Origin of the sequence: Propionimicrobium sp. BV2F7 (assembly GCF_000510445.1) — a bacterium.
Lineage (GTDB): Bacteria > Actinomycetota > Actinomycetes > Propionibacteriales > Propionibacteriaceae > Propionimicrobium > Propionimicrobium lymphophilum.
In genome coordinates, this window is sequence record NZ_AZIS01000004.1 from 105,202 (window position 1) to 122,222 (window position 17,021).

Sequence of the window (17,021 nt, forward strand, 5' to 3'; positions counted from 1 at the left end):
TAACGACTGTAGCGACTACTAGGCGCATTTCCAAGCATTTCAGGCCTTAGAACTCACAATCGTTACGTTTACGACCGCCGCAAGATTAGAGGGTTCTCATCCCCATCTCCTGATTACTTAATCATCGCCTAGTCTGGTCTCACGGGCCCGGTTCGTGAGGCCAGAAAAAGCATCGCTTAAGTTAAAGCCGAGCTACGACGAAATTCCGCTGTCCACATTAGATTCTGGCAACCCCGAGAACCTTCGCGCCGATCTGCTTATTAGCTCAGCATCTCCACGCGAAGATCTTCTGGAGCTAAAGGCTCTGTCACCAAGCGCAAATACCCCTTACCCGGAGAAGGTACGACGACCTCATCCACCCCAACCAAGCTCTCGTGCATTCGCTCCCCCGCACCGAGACCGGTCCGAATAATTTCGATATCTCTGCCGCTATCGGCGATGGCTTGGCGAGCGAGGTCTAGCATCCGAAGTTCTTTCGAGTCGGTCGAAACCAGCACCTCACCGGCAGCTCCGGATCGGGCCACCTCTAGAAGTACCTCGACCGCTTGATCTTTCGTGATAAAGAATCTCGTGGCATCATCGTCGCTTAGCGTTAGCGGCCCGCTCGCACAAATCTGCGCATTCCAGGTGTCGAAGACGGATCCGCGAGTGTGCAATACATTGGCAAACCGGACGCTGAGGTATTGCCGACCGCTCTGCCGAGCCGCCCACGCGGTCAGTCCCTCGGCGATCCTTTTCGATTTACCTAAAACCGAGGACGCCTGCGCGGCTTTATCCGTCGAAACATTGACGAACGTTTCCACGCCGGCCTCGACGCAGGCACGCAGAACGTTCAACGTGCCAAGAACGTTGGTCTTCCAAGCCTCGGCAGGAAACTTCTCTAAAGCGACCACATGCTTCAGCGCAGCGGCATGAAAGACGACATCGGGACGAAGAGACGCAATTTGGTCGAAAATTGTCTGCTCGTCTCTAATGTCCGCGAGGATGATGCCGTCATCGGCAAGATTCGCCCTGCCATAGAGACGCAATTGGGCGGCGTGCAGCGCGGACTCGTCGCGGTCTAACAAAACCAATCGGCAACACCCGCTCAAGCGCTCGGCAAGCTCAACGCCGATGCTGCCGCCCGCACCCGTGATGAGTACCGTCTTGCCGGAAAAGAATTCGTCCATCGCATATAAAAATATCGCCCGACAAAAGTCGGGCGATATTTCTTAAGTAATTACTACTTGAAGGAGACGGTTGCGCCGGCTTCTTCCAGAGCAGCCTTAGCCTTGTCGGCGTCTTCCTTCTTAGCCTTCTCGAGGACAGGCTTCGGAGCGCCCTCAACCAGGTCCTTAGCGTCCTTCAGGCCGAGACCAGTCAGAGCGCGAACCTCCTTGATGACGGCGATCTTGTTGGAGCCGAAGGAGTCGAGGATAACGTCAACCTCGGCATCGGCGTCGTCTGCAGCAGCAGCCTCGCCGCCAGCAGCAGCCGGAGCGGCAGCAGCAGCGACGGCAACCGGAGCGGCAGCCTCAACGTCGAACTCTTCCTCGAAAGCCTTCACGAAATCGGAAAGCTCGATCAGGGTCATTTCCTTGAACTGCTCAAGCAGCTCTTCAGTGCTCAGTTTAGCCATTATTGTGGCGTCCTTTCTTGATGTATTTATTCGCTCGCGGCGGAATCGGCCGCCACATCGGTAGATTCTTCTTTTGCTTCTTGCGCCTGCAGCTTCTGATCAGCCTCGCCTGCACCGCCGATTACCGACGGGTCTTCTTTGGCCTTGGTTTCGAGGGCGCCAACCAGGCGTGCAGCCTTGGAAAGCGGAGCGGCGAAGGTGGCAACAGCCTTGCTCATGCTGGCCTTCATGCCGCCAGCCAGCTTGGCCAGTAGCACCTCGCGGGACTCGAGATCGGCAAGTTTCTTCGCCATGTCGGCGTCCATAACCTTGCCCTCGAGCACAGCGCCCTTGACAATCAGAAGCGGCTGTTCCTTTGCGAAGCTACGCATAGTCTTGCTAGCAACTGCGATATCGCCATTGATGAAGGCGATAGCGGTCGGGCCGGCCAGCTGGTCGTCAAGACCCTCAATGCCGGCTTCCTTAGCAGCGATAGCAGCAAGCGTGTTCTTCGCAACGGCGTAGCTCGTGTCCGCACCCAGCTGCTGACGAAGATCTTTCATCTCAGCAACGGTCAGACCACGGTAATCAGTCAGCACAGCAGCAGCGCAGTTGCTAAATTTTTCCTTCAGCTCTGCAACAGCAGCTGCCTTATCTGGCCTCGCCATTGGTTCTCCTTCCACTTCATTAAGGCCGCGTTGCGCGAGTGGAAAAAAGAAAACCCGGTGCACAGATGCCCGGGTATTTGTGACCAAACGTCACAAGAACGGCACCTGCGCGGGCGCTTTCGCATTAAGTTTCCACCTGCGGTCTACGGCTCGACAAACATTAGCCCATAGGCCAGGCAGGACAAAATTGCTGCAACACCACGTTTTTCTGCCAATCTCAACGCTCAAAAGAGGCTCCGCGCAGCAGCTTCGCTCCAAAAACTCTCTGACTAGGGCAAACGTAAAACTTCGGCCCGTAGCGTCGCGTTAGCGAGTTGAGTTTGGCAGGAAAACTATCTTGGTAAACATTGGCCGCATCGCTTCAGTGTTGTCACGGTGAATTTTCCTTCACGCTTTCAACAATGGTTACGCCGTGAAGAAGCACTTTTCGTACGCAGCACCCGGTATTTTACGCAGCAAAGACAACAGAGCTGCCCGCTACGGGCTAGCAAAAGCCGCGGCTTCGAAGAAAATAACGAAGATCCTCCCGGGTGTTTACTGCCAGAGTCACCTCGAAGACGACCCGCTTACTTTGGCGGCCGCAGCGCTCATCTACAACCCGAATTTTGTCTTGCTTGGTGAAATCGGAGCAAAGCTCCAATTCATGCCTGATCTCAAGCCAGAACTCATAACTGCAGCCTGCCAATCGGCGCAGTTTTCTGCCAGACAGTACCCAAAGTTTCGCTTCACGAGGGCATCCATACCCGATGACCTCAAGACTTCCTGGGGATCAGGCTTCGTTGCAGCTCCCGAAATCTCTGTTTTTCACATGTCCCTAAACGACGACTACTCTGCGCTTTGCGAGGCGCTCAGAAGAAAGGTCGTGAGCGCAGAATCCCTAATCAAGGCCTACCAACGACTGCCGGAACGGTCATCGCTGAGGAATCTTGACTGCGTAACTAAAGCTCGCGGGAATCCGTGGTCGTTGCCCGAACTCGAAATGCAAGAACTACTGAGCGCCTTCGGGATAACCGGATGGCGTGGAAACATAACCACAAAAATTTCTGGGAGGAATTTCATCCTCGACATAGCTTTCGAAGAACAGAAAGTCGCGATCGAGATCGACAGCGAAAAGTACCACCTAAACCAAACCGCTTTTCACGAGGACCGCTCTCGACACAACCTGCTCACGGCAGAAGGGTGGATAGTCCTTCACATCACTCCGCGAGCCATTAGGCGCTCCCCCAAAGAAGTGATCAAGCAAGTCGCTTCAACTTTGAAGTGCCGTAGCTGGCAATAGACAAATTAATTCTTCTGCCAAACTCAACGCTCAAAACGAAATCTGCATGGCCCCCATAATCCGAAACTCTATGACTACGGCAAACGCAAAACTCCGGCCTGAAGCACTGTATTAGCGAGTTGAGTTTGGCAGAAAAAAGGAGCGCAGCCCGCAGGCTGCGCTCCTTCAAAAATGTTTTAGGCCTCGTCCTTAGCGGTCGGCTGAATCGGGACACCCGGACCGAAAGTCGTGCTAATCACAATCTTGCGAACGTAGCGACCTTTAGCGCTGGTCGGTTTCAGACGCAGCACCTCGCCTGCAGCGGCGCGGTAGTTCTCCACCAATGCGTCCTTATCGAAGGACTGCTTGCCAATGATGAACTGCAGGTTCGCGTGACGATCGACACGGAACTCGATCTTGCCGCCTTTAATGTCGGAAACGGCCTTGGCGACGTCCATGGTGACGGTGCCAGTCTTCGGGTTCGGCATCAATCCACGCGGACCGAGGACGCGACCCAGACGGCCGACCTTACCCATCATGTCCGGGGTAGCAACGACCGCGTCAAAGTCGAGGTAGCCGCCGTTGATCTTCTCGACGAGCTCGTCTGCACCGACCTCGTCCGCACCAGCTTGCTCAGCCTCGGTTGCCTTGGCGCCCTGAGCGAAGACGAGGACCCTTGCCGTCTTGCCGGTGCCGTGAGGCAGGTTGACAGTGCCACGAACCATCTGGTCAGCCTTGCGCGGGTCTACACCCAGACGCATGGAAACCTCGACGGACTCGTCGGACTTGCCAACACCGTACTGCTTGATGATGCTAATTGCCTCTTCAGCCGTGTACAGCTGAGAGCCGTCGACCAGAGCGGCCGACTCGTTATAACGCTTACTGCGCTTCATGCTGGTTCCTTTCTCGACAGCCTCGCAGGCTGTTCCACCAGTTCTGGTAAAGGCGCGCTGCCCGACCCAGAGTTTAAAAAGTTAGTCTTTTACGACGATGCCCATGGAACGTGCGGAGCCAGCGATAATCTTCATCGCAGCCTCAACGTCATTAGCGGACAGGTCCTTCATCTTGGTTTCGGCGATCTCGCGCACCTGATCCTTGGTCACGGTGCCGACCTTTTCCTTGTTAGGAACGCCGGAGCCCTTCTGCAGACCAGCAGCCTTCTTCAGAAGGTCAGAGGCCGGAGGGGTCTTGGTGATGAAATCGAAAGAGCGGTCTTCGTAGATCGTGATCTCAGCCGGAACGATCGATCCACGCATACCTTCCGTCGCAGCGTTGTACGCCTTGACGAATTCCATGATGTTGACGCCGGTCGGGCCAAGCGCGGTACCAACTGGCGGAGCCGGAGTAGCCGCACCAGCCTGGATCGCGATCTTTACGACCTGCGCAACCTTCTTGTTCTTGGAGGCCATGTTTTAGGGTCCTTGCTAGTAGTTACTTTTTCTTCTATTCAGTTATGAACACACAGAGTTTACGCACCCAAAGTGCGATAGCGAAAATAGCAATTGCAGCATTGCCAGCTAACTCTGCAAGACGGGCGGATTAGATAACCTTCTGAATCTGCTCGAAAGTCAGATCAACAGGGGTCTCACGGCCGAGAATCTCGACGTTTGCGCGAACCCTCTGATTGTGGGCGTTGATTTCCACGATCGTCGCGTGAACACCAGCGAACGGGCCGTCAGTGACCATGACCGAATCGCCCGCCTTGTAGTCGGCGACAACGATCTTGTCGACCTTCTTGGCGCGAGCGTTCGTCTCTGCAGCAACCTTGGAAACAACAAGCGGCTTGAGCATGTTCATCACTTCGTCGATGGACAGCGGAACCGGCTGGTTCTCGTAGCCAACGATGCCCGTAACGGACGGAGTGTGACGAACGACCTGCCAGGCCTCGTCGGTCATGTCCATGCGAACGAGGACGTAGCCCGGCATGAATGTGCGGGTGACGTTCTTGCGCTGACCGTTGCGGACCTCGACGGTCTCTTCGGTCGGGACAATGACCTCGTAGACTTCGTCCTCGAGGTTGAAGTTAACGATTCGGGCCTCGATGTTCTGTTTTACGCGGTTTTCCATGCCCGAGTAGGTGTGCACGACGTACCAGTCGCCGGGCTTGGTGCGAAGCTCGTCCTCAAGGGCTGCCAGCTCGCGCTCCAAGGCCTGCTCGGTGTCGTCCGCATCTTCGGCTTCTTCGGACTCTTCGTCTTCGGAAAGGGCATCGAGGTTGATCTCGGGTTCGGAGGGAGTTTCCTCTTCCTCGTCAGCGTCGAAGTTCAGGTTGATCTCTGCTTCTTCGGTTGTCTCGGGCTCTTCTTCGCCGAGACCGAGCGCCGAAAGATCGATGTCCACCTCGCCAGTTTCCTCGTTCACCTCGCCAGCGAGCTGGCCGTCTTCGAGGAAATCCTGATCGTCGTTAGGGGTCTGAGTCATGAAAATCTCCTAATCAGCGGCCCAGGACCTGCAGGAGGCCCCAGCCGAACAGGGCGTCGAGCCCGGCGACGACAGTCATGATGAACAGAACGAAGACCAAAACCACAATGAAATACTGGCGTGTCTGGTCGCCGGTCGGCCATACGACCTTCTTCAACTCGCTAACGGACTGCTTGGCGAACCTAATCGGGCCGACGCTCTCGTTCTCAGCTACCTCGCCGCGCTTCTTGGTTGGCTTGGCTTTCTTGACAGGGGCCTGCGTGTGCTTGCGTTTTACCGGCTTGGCGGCAGCAAGATCTGAGGTCTTTTCTTCGGCGGAAGGGGACGTCTTTTTGGACGGCTCGTCTACCGAGTCGTCTGGACGCTTGTTGCTATCAGCCACCGTTTTCCTTATCTGCGCTGCGTCTCGCATCGGAGCCGATACGAAAGCTATTCGATCTTAAAAAGCGGGTTTCAGTCGAAACCCGCGTGCGAGACTTATCCGCCCCGCTTTGCAGGGCAAGAGGGACTCGAACCCCCAACCTGCGGTTTTGGAGACCGCTGCTCTGCCAGTTGAGCTATTGCCCTATTCAAGGGGTGGTTTACAGCCCCGGCCTGCTGTAAACAGCCGCAACTGAGCCACCAAGATCAGTAGTCTAGCGCCAAATTTGTCAACAGAAAAATGGACCTTGCATCGGCGCTGCAATTTTCGCTTCGCCTACCCCAGTTTCAATCCGACGAGGACGGGTTCGGGAACGAGTTTAACGCCGTAGGTCTCTTCGACTCCGTCGCGCACCTTCGTCGCCAATTCGACGAGCTCGGTGGCGCTCGCGCCTCCCCTGTTCGTCAGGGCGAGGACGTGTTTGGTGGACAGCGTCGCCGCGCCCTCGCCTGGATAGCCGCGCTTGAAACCCGCGTGGTCGATTAGCCAGGCGGCAGAAGATTTCACGGATCCGTCGGCCTGCTCGAATTTGGGCGCCTCGTCAGGAAGTTTCGCGGCGTCTTTTGCGCAGAGGATCGGGTTGGTGAAGAAACTACCCGTCGACCAGGTGTCGTGATCAGCCTCATCGAGCACCATGCCTTTGCTGGCACGCAGTTTGAGAACCGCCTCGCGAACCTCGCGCGCGTCCGCCCGCTGTCCGATCTCGACGCCCAGCGCTTCTGCCAGCTGTTTATAGGCGATCGGGGTGGACATCGAGCCAAGCTCGAACTGGAACCAGACCTCTAGCACCACGTACCGCCCGGTCACTGCTCCTTCGCCCATCTCTGCCAGGGAACGCTTGAACATCGAGTCTCGATAGCCGAAGCCGCACTGGTCGAAGGTGAAAGTGCGCTGCTCCCCTGCCTGGCGATCCCAGGTGCGAACGCGGGCGATGGTGGTGGCGACCTCCTGACCGTAAGCTCCGACATTTTGAATCGGGGTCGCGCCTACCAGGCCGGGGATACCCGAAAGCGCCTCGAGGCCCACCCAGCCCTGGGTGATCGTGAACTCGACGAAGTTATCCCACACCTCTCCCGCTGCGACGCGAACCATAGCTCCGCCACAGTCGGATTGATCGAAGGTGACGCCCCTGGACGCAACCTGCACCACAGTGCCGTCAAAACCCTCGTCACTGACTAGCATGTTGGAGCCACCTGACAGAACCAGCAGCGGCTCGCCAGCCTCGTCTGCGGCCTTTACCGCGTCGACGATCTCCTCGGAACTTCTAGCTACGACGAGTTTCTTCGCGGGTCCGCCCACCCTGGTGGTGGTGCGAGCGGCCAGGCTCGAATCAGCGGACGGCTGCCAACGGCTCAGGTTCTCCACCGAGCCTCTCTCGACGTGGCAAGCGCTGGAATCGGACGGATCGAAATTCAAATTGATGCTAGTCAAGACGCACCTGCGCTTTCGCGGCTCCTAGAAGTTTTTCTTCACCATTCTTGGCTTCGATGGCGATGGTGGCAAGGCCTTCGTCGACGGCGCTCACCTTGGCGGTGACGAGCATCTTCGCCCCCACTCCGTCGTCAGGGAGCGGAAGCGGCTTGGTGAAGCGGACGAAGTAGTTAACCACCCTGGTCGGGTCGCCGATCCAATCGGTGACCACCCGAAGTGCCGCACCCATGGTCCACATGCCGTGAATTATCACCTGGGGCATGCCGACTGCTTGTGCGGCGTGATCCGAGTGGTGGATTGGGTTGAAATCCCCGGACGCACCCGCATACATGACCGCTGTGGTTCTGGTGACCTCGATCTCTAGCGAGGGCAGTTCCTGGCCGATCTGAACGTCAATCACTGCTGCTCCTCTGCGGTGTGGATCAACTGGCTGGTCGCGGTCACGACACGCTTACCCTGCTCGTCGGAAATCTCTACGTCGATGGTGACCATGTTCACGTTGCCGCGGTTGCGCACCTTGGTGATGGTTAGTTTTGCGCTCACGCGATCTCCAGCGCGCAGCGGACGCTCATAGTCGAAACGCTGATCGGCGTGAATCGTTCGATGCAACGCCAAGCCCAGGTCCGGGTCGTCGAAGAATGGCCCCCAGGCCTTGGACGCGATGACCGCGGGGAACGTTGGCGGGGCGACGGGGTCGTCGCCGAAATATGCCGGATTATCGTCACCGAGAGCCGTCGCAAATTCGGCGATCTTCTCGGCGTTCACCTCGTATACGGAAGTGGACGGGTACGAGCGTCCAATGTGTTCTGACGAAATAGCCACGTGTGCCAGTTTAGCCAGAGACGAAAGACTGCGGACTGTAAGCGTCTACTAGATGGTTGGACAAAATAAAAAGCCGCCCGAAGGCGGCTTTTTTAAAAAGTTATTTAGCGAGTCTCGCGGTGCAGCGTGTGCTTGTTGTCACGCGGGCAGAACTTCTTCACCTCGAGGCGGTCGGGAGTGTTGCGACGGTTCTTCTTGGTGATGTAGTTGCGATCTTTGCACTCGGTGCAAGCGAGCGTGATCTTAGGACGAACGTCCCCAGACTTCTTAGCCATCGTTACCTTCTCTATTGGTCTGCGTTATCTAAATGCCTTCGTCGTAGAGCCTGCCGACACAAGCCCCGCGATTCGAGCTTTAGCCAAACGCTCCGGGCATCTGGCCTTTTGTTGTTCGTATCTCATCGCTTCGCGACTCAAACGAACTCAATCGCCTCGGAAATACTCAATCAAGCTTGAGCAGTTCGCTCGGCTCAATCGTTCGTGTCTCATCTTAAATCGACTCAAACGAACTCAATCGCCTCGAAAATGCTCAAGCAAGCTTGAGCATTTTGCTCGGCTCAATCGTTCGTAGCGGGAACGGGACTCGAACCCGTGACACAGCGATTATGAGCCGCTTGCTCTACCGCCTGAGCTATCCCGCCATTGCCGGCAACATCCCTAAGGAAACTTAAACCGCCCCGGCAAGGGCGGTTTTTGGTTAACCCACGCGGTTGCGGGTCTGCCACCAACAGAGCCCCGACGCAGAGTTGAACTGCGGACCTCATCCTTACCAAGGATGCGCTCTACCACCTGAGCTATCGGGGCCAGCCGACGAACTAATTTAGCCGACGAGCCAACTGATAAACAAATTCAGCGCAAGTTAACCCTGAAATTGTTTTTGCCGGTTTGCTTCACAGAGCAAAAGAGCCCCGCACCCGCGGGGCGTCCTCTGGTGGCAGCTGATGGATTCGAACCATCGTAGGCGTAAGCCGACGGTTTTACAGACCGCTCCCATTGGCCGCTCGGGCAAGCTGCCTTGCAAAGCTTCAAATCTTCGTGCCCGCGTAGCGAACGCTCAAACTTGATGACCAGCAGTGCAAGACTCTAACAGAATTCTGCGAGATGACAAAAATCGGGCAATACTGGCGGAACTCAGCGCGTTCCGAGGTGTTCGGGCAACGTAATAAGCAGCGTAGATATCAGCAGCGCGATGCCTGAGTAGATGAAAACGAGCGGGCCGAAGACGTCGCTCGCGGTGTTTGTCTGCGCGAACGCATATGCCGCATAAACCAATAGTGCTAGAGGAATCGTCGCCAAAATAATGGCGCCGGCGCGCACCCTTTCCCTGTTCTTGGCTGCGGCAAGCAGGGCAGAGATCAGCGCGGTGGCCTGCGCGAAGATCGCGATCACGGCCATGCTTAGACCGATTAGCGTCGTCGCGGCCCCACCGACGCCGCCATATGCGGCCACGAGCAGCAGATAGCTTGCGAGCGCCGCAACGGGAGCGACCCAAGCCGCTATAACTGCAACAACCGCCGACTTCGTGCGCCACTTCTTCATGGCGAACAAATCTAGTTGGTTTTCTTAATTATCGGGTAGACGAAACTGCTTGGAAAGCCAAGTTCAACCTTCGAGGCGACGATTTTGCCTTAGGTATCCTGAGATCCATGCGAATCGTCACCTTCAACGTAAACGGAATCAGGGCCGCAACCCGACGTGGCTTCGTCGAGTGGCTGTCAGACGTGGACGCCGACGTCATCGCCCTTCAAGAGGTGCGTTGCCGCGCCGAGCAGCTGCCGGATTCGTTTGGCGATTATCACGTCAGCTACTGCGAAGGCAATCTTGCGGGGCGTAACGGCGTCGCGATCATGACGCGCAACGCCCCGAAAGCCGTGCGCACCTGGAACGGCAAGTCGATGCAGCTCGTGGGCGTCGAGCAGACCGAGCTAGACACTCCCGACGAGCTTCCGCTGGAGCCGGAGCTCGAAGATTTCAGGCAGGCAGGCCGCTGGATAGAGGTGGACCTTGCCGATGCACCCGTCACTGTCGCATCGTTGTACCTACCCAAAGGCGATTCGCCGTACAACACTCGAAACAAGGATCTGGAAAACGCCAAAGCCAAGTACGACTCGAAAATGTCGTTCTTGTCCGGGTTCGCGAAGCAGCTTTCCAAAATGTTGAAGCGCTCTGCGCAGACCGGACGCGAACTGGTGATCGTCGGCGACTACAACATCGCCCACACCAACCTCGACCTGAAAAACTGGAAGGGCAACCAGAAGTCCTCCGGGTTCCTGCCGGAAGAACGGCAATGGCTCGACTCGATCATCTCACCCGATTCACTCGTCGACGTCAGCCGAGATCTACACCCTGGCGAGGAAGGCCCGTATACGTGGTGGAGCTGGCGCGGCAAAGCCTTTAACAACGACGCGGGCTGGCGCATCGACTACCAGCTGGCGACGCCGAAGCTGGCCGCGCGCGCCGAGACATCCAAGGTCTGGAGAGCCCCCGACTATGCGTCGAGGGTGAGCGATCACGCGGCGCTAGCCATCGACTACAAGATTTAGGCTTCGAACCTGGCCTGCACCTCAGCAGGATCGACTTCCTCGACACGCTGGTTTCGCCAACGCGGCTGACGATCCTTGTCCACCAGCTGGGCGCGCACACCCTCGACGAATTCTTCGGGTTGCTTGGCCCATGCGCGGCCGAGGGCCATGTCCTGATCGAGCACCTCGAAGACGTCCTTTGCCTTCGCAGCGCGACGAACGGCCTCGAGCGAAACGCAAACGGACATCGGGCAGCGACCCCGAATCAGCTCAGCAGTCTCGCGGGCTGCTGCTATCGGGTGCTCCTCCAGCCGACGCAGAATCTCGACCGGATCGTCGCCGCTGTAGCACTCGTCGATCCACGGCTGGTTCTTAGCCAGCGCAGAATTAGCCGGGGCCACGTCGCCTTCGACCTCGGTAATCACGCCCGCATACAGAGCAGAAGCGGCGTCGATGGGGGCTCCGGTTAGCGCCAGGTGGGTGCCTAGTTCACCGGGCATCCTGGCCAGCTCGTACGTCACTCCAACGTCTGGCCACAGCCCGATGCCGGTTTCCGGCATCGCCCACCTGAGGTCCGCCTTAGCGACGCGCTTGCCCGCGCCTCCGCGATGCATTGACAGCCCCAAGCCGCCACCCATAGAAACCCCGAACAGGTAAGAATCAAACTGCTTTGGGAACCTGACGATCTTGGCATCGACGTCGTACTCGAGCTCCAAAAATTCACGCAACGGGGAGCCGTCGCCCTTCTCGACGATCAACTCGCGCAACGCGCGAATGTCGGCGCCAGAGCAATATCCGCGTCCCTCGACGCCAGTGAGCTCGACGCGTTCGACGCGCTCGTCTTCGGCCCACTCGTCTAGCTTGGCATCTAGGCTCCTGAACATGTCGCTTGTCAGCGCGTTAATTGCCTTCGGACGATTGAGGGTGATCTTGCCCACCCCGCGGTTAATTTCAAACAGGACTTCGTCGCTCACTTGGATCCTTTCGTCGCCTACTCCACTAGCGATTTTAGTGGCCCGGCTTCTGGCCGCCCTACTGCCTATGCGTTTTTCACTAGGGCGGATACCTTTCGGGCCAACGCCGGTAATAATTTATCGGGGCGTAACAGTAAGGTATTACATCATGCCAGGAATCAAACTCCGAACGAGGGTGGCTGCGGACATCGCGGCCGCCTGGCGCGCGCGTTTCGTCAAGCGGGGTTTTCTAGGCACTGTGCTGATCGCGCTGGGCAGTATCTCCGCCGCCTACCTGCCCAGATCGACGCCCATTTGGCGCTGGCTAGACCGCCTATCGATGACGGGGATGCCGTTCAGGATTCTGGGTACCCTCGTCACTATGACGGGGCTTCTGCTTCTGGTGGATGCCTGGCTCAGGCTGCGCCCCGGGTCGAAGGCAAGCAAGGAACAGCCGTACAGAAACATTAAGCACTGGGCAGTTCTTTTGATCTGGTCAGCGCCGTTTCTGTTGGCTCCCCCGATATTCAGCCACGACGCGTATTCCTACGCGGCGCAGGGCTGGCAGCTGGTCAACGGCATCAGCCCTTACGACGCAGGCCCAGCAGTTTTGCCTGGCCCCTTTGCAGACCAGGTTGCGTGGGTGTGGCGAAACACTACTGCACCCTACGGTCCTCTGAGCCTGCGCATCCAACATCTTCTGGTGCTGCTTAGCGGTGGACAGCCTTACCTCGCCGCGGTTCTGCAGCGAATCCCTGCCCTAATTGGCGTCGCGATGATCAGCGCTTTCACCCCTAGAGTTAGTCGTCAGGTGGGCGCGAATCCCGCGTTCGCAGCCTGGTTCGCCGTGCTTAACCCGCTGCTGGTGATCGACTTCGTAGGCGGTGCGCACAACGACTCCCTGATGATGGGGCTGGTTGTGCTGGCTGTCTGGGTCGCGGGATTAAAATCCAGAACATTTGGCTTGTTAGCCAACAACATGTGGTTGCTCGGTGCCGCAGTGATCGGCGTGAGCGCCGCCATCAAACAACCGGCTTTTCTTGTGGCTTATGCCCTGCCACTGATCTCCAAACGCTGGACGAGTTGGCGGGCAAGACACGTCGCAGTGATCGCGACGCGGGCACTAATCAGCCTGGGCATCGCGATCGGAGTGTTCGCGCTAATCAGCCTCGCGACGAGGCTTGGATTCGGTTGGCTGGAGGCCGTCAATGTCCCGGGACGCGTCATAACGGTGGCGCCGTTCACGCTAGCCGGCCAGGTGGTTCAGATATTCGTCGACATGCTCGGTATCGACCCCACCGGGCGTGCAGCGGTTCACTATGCCAGGAGCCTGGGCATCGCCGTGGCTGCGGCGATAGTGGCGTGCCTAGCGCTGAGCGTGGCGAGAAAAAAGCCGCGCGCGTTTATCGCGTGGGGATACCTGGCCGCGGCAATTTGCGCTCCGGCGCTGCGCAGCTGGTACATCCTCTGGGGCTGGATCGCGCTGCCGTGGGCGAAACCTAGCCCGAAGGCAGTCAAGATCGCCTGCTGGTTCACTCTCGTTTTGCTGTGCTACGACGGCATCAACATGGCCTGGCGCAACGACTCCACCGCGCTGGGCATCGCCCTCATCGGCGTCATCTGGCTGCTCGCCCGCCGGCATCTGCTGAAAAATCGGATCTCGACGGAGGACGGCGCCTAAAAGGCTATCTGGGCCGCTCCGCAGAGCCGCTCGGTTGCCCTCGTCCCCGTAGCCGGGCTACGAAGTTCGCAGATCGAGGCGGCAGCAGAGCCAATGGCGTATAGGCCTGGGACGGGTTCGCCACCGCGAAGGGCGCGGGCCTGCGAATCGACGATTATTCCGCCCTTGGTGCCTGCGTCGCACGGGCGAATCTCAACCGCATAGAAGGGCCCGTTAGTTAGCCCGTTGCCGCGTCTGGCTAACGAGCCGAGACTCTGCCTGGCTTGGGTCAGCCTGCCCCTAATTCCGGCATTTTCTTCGTTGCCAAGAATCTGCCAGTCTCGTCCGAAATCCAGGTCGTTACCGGCATCCGCCATCGCGTTGAACCGTTTTACGGATTCGGTAAGGCGGGGAGCCCTGATCACTCGCGCGAGCTCCTCGAGGCTCTTTGCCTTTCGCAGTCCCCCGTTCTCGGCCGCCTTCCGGGGCACGTGCCCGGGCTTCAGCGAGCCCAGCGGAACCGTCTTTCGGTGTGCCGAATCGAAAACTAACCAGGCCTTTTCAAATCGTTCGGCAAGCACCTCCGGCGGCTCGGACTCGTCACAGAACCTGAGGCCAGCGGAATCCACGAGCATCGAATGGCCAGCCCGGACGGCCTCGGTGGCGTCCACCCAGCCCTCGCCAAGCGGATCTTGCATCCCGATCGACGACCACGTGCGAGCCATCGCACCAAGGTCGAGGCCGTGGTTGACGGCAGCCTCGATGACGCACCCATCACCGTCGACCTCAAGCTGGCGATCCGCCCTAGTGCCTGGAAGGAAACGCCTGCGCAGCTTCACGTTCTGGCCGAAACCTCCGCTTGACAGCACGACCCCAAAATTGGCCTCGACTATTATCGGCGTCCCAGCACGTCGAACCCTGAGTCCGATAACTCGTCCGTCACGCCAAACCAGATCCTCCAGACCCTCAACGCTCCAAACGCTGACCTCCTCTTGAGCAGCGACGCTGAGGAACTGCATCTTCAGAACCGACGAATCGATGACTGCGTTCGCCAGGTTCCAAAATTTTTCCTTGTAGATGACTCGCCACACCCGGCCTTTCGAGGCTGATGAAAGCTGCGGATAGTTGTCCCGGATCTTCGTTTTAGCGAGCCCGACACCGAACTCGGCTAACAGCTGTGGCAGCGAGGTGGCCGCCTGCAAAAAATCGTGTCTGCGCTGAGACTGTTCGACGGTTGCGTCGCCCAACACCTGATCTAGGTAGTTCCTGGCCGAGTGATAACTTTCAGGGATCCACAGCAGGTTCTCATCGCGGCCATCGCCCACGTCTAGGACGGTCACCTCAAGGCCGGCCCTTCTGGCTCGAAGAGCGGCCAGCAGACCCGGGGCGCCGCAGCCTAAGACAACAACGTCCGTCAGATAGCGCCTGGCTGGCGGCGCTATCTGGTTATCCCTCACAGGTTGCTCAGAATCTGGTCTCGGGTCTGCTTGCGCAGTGCCTTGCCCAGCATCGACTTCGGGATTTCGTCGACGGGGAAGAATTTTCGGGGCACCTTGTATGCGGCAAGCTGCTTCTTCAGCCAATTGCGCGTCTCCTCGGTGTCCAGCTTGACGTCTCGTTTCAGCACAACGGCGGCAACGACTTCCTCGTCGCCGCGCTCGGTGGGCAGCCCGACCACGCAAGATTCGACTATTCCCTCGTGGCTATTCAACACTTCCTCGACCTCTGCTGGGCTGACGTTGAAGCCACCGGTGACGATGATTTCCTTCTTGCGGGCGACGATTGTCACGAAGCCGTCCTCATCAGCGGTGACGACGTCGCCGGTATGTAGCCAACCATCCTTGAGCACCTGTTCGGTGGCCTCACGATCGTGCCAGTACCCCTGGGTGATCTGCGGCCCCTGCAGCAGCAGCTCACCGGGAGTGTTCGGCGACACCTGGTTGCCTTCGTCGTCGACGACCTTCATCAAAGTGGACGGGAAAGGAATGCCGATGGTGCCCGGACGCCTGGACTTCCAAAACGGGTTGCCGAGGGCCACCGGGGACGCCTCCGTCAAACCATAGCCCTCAACGAGCAGCCCGCCCGAAACCTTCTCCCAAAGGGTGCGCGTCGAATCGGGCAGCGCAGCGGCGCCAGAAATGCAGTATTTGCAGCTCTTCAGCGAGACGCCACGCTTGCGGGCGGTTTCCGCCGTGCGCTGGTAGAGGATCGGCACCACACAGTAGACGGTTGCCGGGTATTTCTTCATCGCCGAGACGATCAAGTCGGTGTCCGGCTTGGGGAACAGCACCTGACGCATCTGCTTGAGCACGCCGAAGGTGACGTGCATGGTGATGCCGAAGCTGTGGAACATGGGAAGCGCCGCATAGCTGGTTTCCTTGCCTGTTTCGGCCCCGCGCATCCAGGCGGCACCCTGCAGCGCGTTCGAGTAGAGGTTGAAGTGGGTCAGCATGGCGCCCTTGGGCTTGCCAGTGGTGCCGGACGTGTATTGGATTGCTGCCAGAGAATTTACTTGTGGATACGGCACCCGATTGCTGATCGGCTTGGCCGAGAGCATCTCCTCCCAGGTCACCGAGCCCCTATCGCCACTGCTTAGCTGGGCGCGCATCTTACGCAGTTTGGGTAACGGCAGCGAAAGGGCCATCCGCTTCAGCTTCGGAAGCGCGTGCAGCAGATTCACCGAAACGATCGTACGGGGACGCACGTTTCGAGGCATCTTCTTCAGCTTAGGCACCACGGAGTCCATGGCGATGGCGACGCGGGCGTCGTGGTCGGCAAACATCGTCTCGAGCTCGGGCTGGGTGTAGAGCGGGTTGTGTTCGACGAGCACCGCCCCGATGCGCCAGATCGCGTACATGGCCACCAGATGCTGCGGGCAGTTTGGCAGCAACACGGCCACCCTGTCGCCGGGGCGAACCCCCATACGGCGCAGCGAATTGGCGGCCCTAGAGACTTGGTCGCCTAGCGCTTTGTAGCTTGTTTTTGCGTCGAAGAAAACAGTTGCCGTCTTCTTGCCAGCCTGCTGGACGGAACGAGCGAACATTTCGGCCAACGACTCCGTCGGCGGAACAATTCTTGGCTTAACGCCATGCTGATAATGCTTCGTCCATGCTGGGTCTGGCTTGAGGTTACGACGCTGTCTCATGATCCAATTCTTTCACAAAGGCCCAACAGCTTGGTGAGATGAAAAATTTGACGGAAGAATGGTGTTCGACTTCGACATGAAAGACCCGCCTATAAGCGTTAGTCTTCTTTTATAAATAGTCTTC

Annotated in this window: 18 protein-coding genes and 4 tRNA genes; 3 read left to right on the forward strand and 19 right to left on the reverse strand. The window is 58.2% G+C overall.

The features are described 5' to 3' along the window. Positions 1-260 precede the first annotated feature (260 nt). Genes HMPREF1255_RS04820 through rplJ form a run of 3 tightly spaced genes read right to left on the reverse strand, consistent with a single transcriptional unit; the run spans position 261 to position 2,265 of the window. On the reverse strand, positions 261-1,169 hold the full coding sequence (locus HMPREF1255_RS04820) for a polysaccharide biosynthesis protein (RefSeq protein WP_024111189.1): 909 nt from the start codon (positions 1,167-1,169) through the stop codon (positions 261-263). Between the two features lie 53 nt (positions 1,170-1,222). After that, the gene (gene rplL, locus HMPREF1255_RS04825; RefSeq protein WP_016455339.1) at positions 1,223-1,618 is read right to left on the reverse strand and encodes a 50S ribosomal protein L7/L12; all 396 of its coding nucleotides are present in this window, start codon (positions 1,616-1,618) and stop codon (positions 1,223-1,225) included. Between the two features lie 26 nt (positions 1,619-1,644). Next, the gene (gene rplJ, locus HMPREF1255_RS04830) at positions 1,645-2,265 is read right to left on the reverse strand and encodes a 50S ribosomal protein L10 (protein WP_024111220.1); all 621 of its coding nucleotides are present in this window, start codon (positions 2,263-2,265) and stop codon (positions 1,645-1,647) included. Positions 2,266-2,677: 412 nt separating this feature from the next. Here rplJ and HMPREF1255_RS04835 point away from each other — a divergent pair, with 412 nt between their 5' ends. Next, positions 2,678-3,544 carry an endonuclease domain-containing protein gene (locus tag HMPREF1255_RS04835; protein WP_024111258.1) on the forward strand — a complete coding sequence of 289 codons (867 nt, stop codon included), beginning with the start codon at positions 2,678-2,680 and terminating at the stop codon, positions 3,542-3,544. Between the two features lie 176 nt (positions 3,545-3,720). Here the strand turns inward: HMPREF1255_RS04835 and rplA are convergent, their stop codons facing one another. The 13 genes from rplA to HMPREF1255_RS04900 form a co-directional block, all read right to left on the reverse strand. After that, positions 3,721-4,416 carry a 50S ribosomal protein L1 gene (gene rplA / locus HMPREF1255_RS04840; RefSeq protein WP_016455336.1) on the reverse strand — a complete coding sequence of 232 codons (696 nt, stop codon included), beginning with the start codon at positions 4,414-4,416 and terminating at the stop codon, positions 3,721-3,723. An 81-nt stretch (positions 4,417-4,497) separates the two neighbouring features. After that, the gene (gene rplK / locus HMPREF1255_RS04845) at positions 4,498-4,932 is read right to left on the reverse strand and encodes a 50S ribosomal protein L11 (protein ID WP_016455335.1); all 435 of its coding nucleotides are present in this window, start codon (positions 4,930-4,932) and stop codon (positions 4,498-4,500) included. Between the two features lie 130 nt (positions 4,933-5,062). After that, positions 5,063-5,944: a transcription termination/antitermination protein NusG gene (nusG, locus tag HMPREF1255_RS04850; RefSeq protein ID WP_016455334.1), complete on the reverse strand. Its 882-nt coding sequence runs from the start codon at positions 5,942-5,944 to the stop codon at positions 5,063-5,065. Between the two features lie 13 nt (positions 5,945-5,957). Next, positions 5,958-6,326 (reverse strand): preprotein translocase subunit SecE, encoded by a 369-nt coding sequence (secE, locus tag HMPREF1255_RS04855; protein ID WP_016455333.1) that lies wholly within the window; start codon positions 6,324-6,326, stop codon positions 5,958-5,960. A gap of 112 nt (positions 6,327-6,438) precedes the next feature. Continuing rightward, positions 6,439-6,511 (reverse strand) — tRNA-Trp (locus HMPREF1255_RS04860). A gap of 130 nt (positions 6,512-6,641) precedes the next feature. Beyond that, positions 6,642-7,730, reverse strand: coding sequence for a UDP-N-acetylmuramate dehydrogenase (locus tag HMPREF1255_RS04865; protein WP_231376328.1), 1,089 nt, complete (start codon positions 7,728-7,730; stop codon positions 6,642-6,644). A 58-nt stretch (positions 7,731-7,788) separates the two neighbouring features. After that, positions 7,789-8,196, reverse strand: coding sequence for a MaoC/PaaZ C-terminal domain-containing protein (locus HMPREF1255_RS04870; RefSeq protein ID WP_016455331.1), 408 nt, complete (start codon positions 8,194-8,196; stop codon positions 7,789-7,791). Further along, positions 8,193-8,618, reverse strand: a complete 426-nt coding sequence (locus HMPREF1255_RS04875) for a MaoC family dehydratase N-terminal domain-containing protein (RefSeq protein WP_024111026.1) — start codon at positions 8,616-8,618, stop codon at positions 8,193-8,195. The genes HMPREF1255_RS04870 and HMPREF1255_RS04875 overlap by 4 nt, the downstream gene beginning before the upstream one ends. A gap of 104 nt (positions 8,619-8,722) precedes the next feature. Beyond that, positions 8,723-8,893, reverse strand: a complete 171-nt coding sequence (gene rpmG, locus HMPREF1255_RS04880) for a 50S ribosomal protein L33 (protein WP_016455329.1) — start codon at positions 8,891-8,893, stop codon at positions 8,723-8,725. A gap of 292 nt (positions 8,894-9,185) precedes the next feature. Then, positions 9,186-9,258 (reverse strand) — tRNA-Met (locus HMPREF1255_RS04885). A 90-nt stretch (positions 9,259-9,348) separates the two neighbouring features. Then, a tRNA-Thr gene (locus HMPREF1255_RS04890) sits at positions 9,349-9,421 on the reverse strand. Between the two features lie 125 nt (positions 9,422-9,546). Beyond that, a tRNA-Tyr gene (locus tag HMPREF1255_RS04895) sits at positions 9,547-9,632 on the reverse strand. A 116-nt stretch (positions 9,633-9,748) separates the two neighbouring features. Continuing rightward, positions 9,749-10,156 carry a hypothetical protein gene (locus tag HMPREF1255_RS04900; RefSeq protein WP_028822174.1) on the reverse strand — a complete coding sequence of 136 codons (408 nt, stop codon included), beginning with the start codon at positions 10,154-10,156 and terminating at the stop codon, positions 9,749-9,751. 107 nt (positions 10,157-10,263) lie between these two features. Between HMPREF1255_RS04900 and HMPREF1255_RS04905 the strand changes: the two genes are divergently transcribed. Further along, a complete protein-coding gene (locus tag HMPREF1255_RS04905; protein WP_024111276.1) occupies positions 10,264-11,160 on the forward strand; it encodes an exodeoxyribonuclease III in 897 nt (298 codons plus the stop codon). On the opposite strand, the gene HMPREF1255_RS04910 is transcribed toward HMPREF1255_RS04905, so the two are convergent. Next, complete coding sequence (locus HMPREF1255_RS04910; RefSeq protein WP_024111252.1) at positions 11,157-12,113, reverse strand: enoyl-CoA hydratase/isomerase family protein; 957 nt, start codon at positions 12,111-12,113, stop codon at positions 11,157-11,159. The genes HMPREF1255_RS04905 and HMPREF1255_RS04910 overlap by 4 nt on opposite strands. 148 nt (positions 12,114-12,261) lie before the next feature. Here HMPREF1255_RS04910 and mptB point away from each other — a divergent pair, with 148 nt between their 5' ends. Next, complete coding sequence (gene mptB, locus HMPREF1255_RS04915) at positions 12,262-13,773, forward strand: polyprenol phosphomannose-dependent alpha 1,6 mannosyltransferase MptB (protein ID WP_024111210.1); 1,512 nt, start codon at positions 12,262-12,264, stop codon at positions 13,771-13,773. Here the strand turns inward: mptB and HMPREF1255_RS04920 are convergent. Both HMPREF1255_RS04920 and HMPREF1255_RS04925 read right to left on the reverse strand, forming a co-directional pair. Further along, on the reverse strand, positions 13,770-15,209 hold the full coding sequence (locus HMPREF1255_RS04920; protein ID WP_016455324.1) for an FAD-binding protein: 1,440 nt from the start codon (positions 15,207-15,209) through the stop codon (positions 13,770-13,772). The two genes, mptB and HMPREF1255_RS04920, sit on opposite strands and share 4 nt — an antisense overlap. Next, the gene (locus HMPREF1255_RS04925; protein WP_024111184.1) at positions 15,206-16,897 is read right to left on the reverse strand and encodes an AMP-binding protein; all 1,692 of its coding nucleotides are present in this window, start codon (positions 16,895-16,897) and stop codon (positions 15,206-15,208) included. The genes HMPREF1255_RS04920 and HMPREF1255_RS04925 overlap by 4 nt, the downstream gene beginning before the upstream one ends. Between the last annotated feature and the right edge of the window lie 124 nt (positions 16,898-17,021).

Coding starts and splice junctions, on each gene's coding strand:
- HMPREF1255_RS04820 (WP_024111189.1), bottom strand. CDS start 1,169: ATGGACGAATTCTTTTCCGGCAAGACGGTACTCATCACGGGTGCGGGC.
- rplL (WP_016455339.1), bottom strand. CDS start 1,618: ATGGCTAAACTGAGCACTGAAGAGCTGCTTGAGCAGTTCAAGGAAATG.
- rplJ (WP_024111220.1), bottom strand. CDS start 2,265: ATGGCGAGGCCAGATAAGGCAGCTGCTGTTGCAGAGCTGAAGGAAAAA.
- rplA (WP_016455336.1), bottom strand. CDS start 4,416: ATGAAGCGCAGTAAGCGTTATAACGAGTCGGCCGCTCTGGTCGACGGC.
- rplK (WP_016455335.1), bottom strand. CDS start 4,932: ATGGCCTCCAAGAACAAGAAGGTTGCGCAGGTCGTAAAGATCGCGATC.
- nusG (WP_016455334.1), bottom strand. CDS start 5,944: ATGACTCAGACCCCTAACGACGATCAGGATTTCCTCGAAGACGGCCAG.
- rpmG (WP_016455329.1), bottom strand. CDS start 8,893: ATGGCTAAGAAGTCTGGGGACGTTCGTCCTAAGATCACGCTCGCTTGC.
- HMPREF1255_RS04900 (WP_028822174.1), bottom strand. CDS start 10,156: ATGAAGAAGTGGCGCACGAAGTCGGCGGTTGTTGCAGTTATAGCGGCT.
- HMPREF1255_RS04905 (WP_024111276.1), top strand. CDS start 10,264: ATGCGAATCGTCACCTTCAACGTAAACGGAATCAGGGCCGCAACCCGA.
- mptB (WP_024111210.1), top strand. CDS start 12,262: ATGCCAGGAATCAAACTCCGAACGAGGGTGGCTGCGGACATCGCGGCC.
- HMPREF1255_RS04925 (WP_024111184.1), bottom strand. CDS start 16,897: ATGAGACAGCGTCGTAACCTCAAGCCAGACCCAGCATGGACGAAGCAT.